A 2,566-nucleotide genomic window follows, 5' to 3' on the forward strand; every position below is an offset into this window, starting at 1 on the left:
CTTCGCGCTCGGTGCCGCCGGGCACCTGGGCCGCCAGTTGGGCGCGGGCGGCATCGACGGCAGTGGCGGCATTGGCGGCGTTGCGCAGGGCGTCGTCCACCTTGGATTGGGCGTAGAAGCCCTGGGCGACCAGGCTGCGGGCGCGCTCGGCCTCGGCCTGGGCGACCTTCAGGTTGGCTTCGGCCTGGGCGAGCTGCTGGGCGGCCACCGGCTGGCCGAGTCTTTCCACCTGGGTGAGGCGCGCCTCGGCCTCGACCCGGGCGGCCTCGGCCTGGGCGACCAGCGCGGCGGCATCGTCGGAACGCAGCCGGGCCAGCACCTGACCGGGCGCCACCACGTCGCCTTCGCGCACGGTGATATCGAGCACCGTGGCGGCGATCGGGCTGCCGATGGCGATGCGGGCTGGCGTGGCGATGCGTCCGGTGGCGACCACCGACTGGGTGAGCGGCGCGCTTTTCACCACCGCCACCTCCACGTCACGCCCGCGGGGCCACAGCACCGCCACGGCAATGGCGCCGGCCGCAGCCAGCGCCAGCATCAGGCCGCGGGCCTTCACGCCGGGTCGGCCAGCAGTTTGTCGAGCAGGGCGTGGAGCTTGGGAAAGTCCGGCGCGCCCAAGTACTTCTGGACCACCCGCCCCTGCTTGTCGATGAGGAAGGTGGTGGGCGTGAGGCGCACGCCGTCGAAGCCCTTGGCCGCCGAGCCGTCGGTGTCGAGGGCGACCTTGAAGGGAAGGGCGTTCTTGGTGGCGTAGTTGCGCACGTATTGGGGCGGATCGTAGTCCATCGCCACGGCGACGGTCTCGAAGCCCCGCGGGGCGAACTTGTTGTAGGTGTCGACCAGCTGCGGCATCTCGGCCACGCAGGTGGTGCAGGTGGTGGCCCAGAAGTTCACCAGCACCACCTTGCCGCGCAGGGCGGAGAGCGGGGTGGTCTGGCCGTCGAGGGTCGTGAAGCGCACGTCGGGGGTAGCGGGCTGGCTGCATCCGTCAAGGAATGCAACGAGCAGCACAGGGGCAACGAGGCGCGTGATAGCCTTGAGAAACATCTTTTTGTTACCGCGTTCGGCTTAGAGGAGGTTTTGCGATGCGTGCGATTCTGAGAGCTTTGGTGCTGCTTGTCATCTGTTCCCAGGCCTGGGCGCTGAGTCTGGCCGACCTCACCGACAAGGACGCCTCGGGCGGACTCAAGGAGGCCCTCGTGCAGGGTGCCGGCAAGGCGGTTGGACAGCTGGGCGCCGACGGCGGTTTCCTCAACAACCCGAAAGTGAAGATCGGCCTGCCCGAGAGCCTCGCCCCGCTCGAAACCGGCCTGCGCGCCATGGGCCGCGGCAAGGATCTGGACGCCCTCATCAACAACATGAACCACGCCGCCGAGCAGGCGGTGCCCAAGGCCAAGGCGCTGCTGGTGGATGCGGTGAAGAAGATGAGCGTCGAGGACGCCAAGAAGATCCTCTCCGGCGGTGACGATGCCGCCACCCAGTATTTCCGCGAGAAGACCTCCGCCCAGCTCACCGAATCCTTCCTGCCCACGGTGCGCGAAACCACCAGCAAGCTGGCCCTGGCCGATCAGTACAACAAGCTCGCCAGCAAGGCCGGCGCGTTTGGCCTGGGCAAGGGCGACGACCTGAAGATCGAGAACTACGTGACCCGCAAGGCGCTGGACGGCCTCTACCTGATGATCGCCGAAGAAGAAAAAGCCATCCGCAAGGACCCGGTCGGCGCCGCCGGCAAGCTGGCCAAGAAGGCCTTCGGGGCGCTCGGCCAGTAAGCCCGGCCGATGACGGCGCCCGTCCGCCTGCTGCCGCTGGGCGACGCGGCGCTGACCGTCGAGTTCGGCGCGGCCATCGCCGACCCCATCCACGCCCGGGTGCTGGGCTTTGCCGGGGCGCTGCCGGCGCTGGCCGAACGCCACCCGGGCATCGTCGAATGGGTGCCCACCTTCCGCTCGGTGACGATCCATTTCGACCCGGACCGGGTCGATGCCGCGCAGCTCGAAGCCGATCTGCTGGCCCTCGCCCGTGAAGGCCACGAAGCCAAGGCCAGCGGCACCACCTGGACGCTGCCGGTGTGCTTCGACGCCGACTGCGCGCCCGATCTCGCCCACGTGGCCGCCGCCAGCGGGATGAGCCGCGAGGCGGTGATCGAGCTCTTCTGCGCCACTGAATTCAAGGTTTACATGCTGGGCTTCCTGCCCGGCTTTCCCTACCTGGGCGGCCTGCCGGAAGCCCTCGAGATGCCCCGCCTCGCCACACCGCGCCTCAAGGTACCGGCGGGCTCGGTGGCCATCGCCGGGCGGATGGCGGCGGTCTATCCGTGGGACAGCCCCGGCGGCTGGCGCCTCGTCGGCCGCACCGCCACCCGCCTGTTCGACCCTGCCAACCCCGACCGCCCGGCCCTGCTGGCGGCGGGTGACCGGGTGCGCTGGCAGGCGGTGAGCCGGGCGGAGCTGGGCGAATGACGGCCAGCCTGCGGGTCGAGAATCCCGGCCTCGGCGTGTCGATCCAGGACCGCGGCCGCGTGGGCCATCGCAGCATCGGCGTGCCCGTCTCCGGCGCCCTCGATCCA

3 protein-coding genes and 1 pseudogene are annotated in these 2,566 nt (G+C 70.0%); 2 read left to right on the forward strand and 2 right to left on the reverse strand.

The genetic code is table 11. The annotated features are described in order from the left end of the window. Positions 1-556 (reverse strand): annotated as a pseudogene (locus QQK25_RS22635) (efflux RND transporter periplasmic adaptor subunit); the annotation flags it as partial. Then, positions 553-1,047: a TlpA disulfide reductase family protein gene (locus tag QQK25_RS22640; protein ID WP_284189994.1), complete on the reverse strand. Its 495-nt coding sequence runs from the start codon at positions 1,045-1,047 to the stop codon at positions 553-555. The gene QQK25_RS22640 and the pseudogene QQK25_RS22635, both read right to left, overlap by 4 nt. A gap of 38 nt (positions 1,048-1,085) precedes the next feature. Here QQK25_RS22640 and QQK25_RS22645 point away from each other — a divergent pair, with 38 nt between their 5' ends. Continuing rightward, positions 1,086-1,769, forward strand: coding sequence for a DUF4197 domain-containing protein (locus QQK25_RS22645; RefSeq protein WP_284189995.1), 684 nt, complete (start codon positions 1,086-1,088; stop codon positions 1,767-1,769). A 9-nt stretch (positions 1,770-1,778) separates the two neighbouring features. After that, entirely contained in the window at positions 1,779-2,459 is a 681-nt protein-coding gene (gene pxpB / locus QQK25_RS22650) for a 5-oxoprolinase subunit PxpB (protein ID WP_284189996.1), read from the forward strand. The last annotated feature ends 107 nt before the right edge of the window (positions 2,460-2,566 follow it).

Origin of the sequence: Zoogloea oryzae (genome assembly GCF_030161255.1) — a bacterium.
GTDB lineage: Bacteria > Pseudomonadota > Gammaproteobacteria > Burkholderiales > Rhodocyclaceae > Zoogloea > Zoogloea oryzae.

Coding starts and splice junctions, on each gene's coding strand:
- QQK25_RS22645 (WP_284189995.1), top strand. CDS start 1,086: ATGCGTGCGATTCTGAGAGCTTTGGTGCTGCTTGTCATCTGTTCCCAG.
- pxpB (WP_284189996.1), top strand. CDS start 1,779: ATGACGGCGCCCGTCCGCCTGCTGCCGCTGGGCGACGCGGCGCTGACC.
- QQK25_RS22640 (WP_284189994.1), bottom strand. CDS start 1,047: ATGTTTCTCAAGGCTATCACGCGCCTCGTTGCCCCTGTGCTGCTCGTT.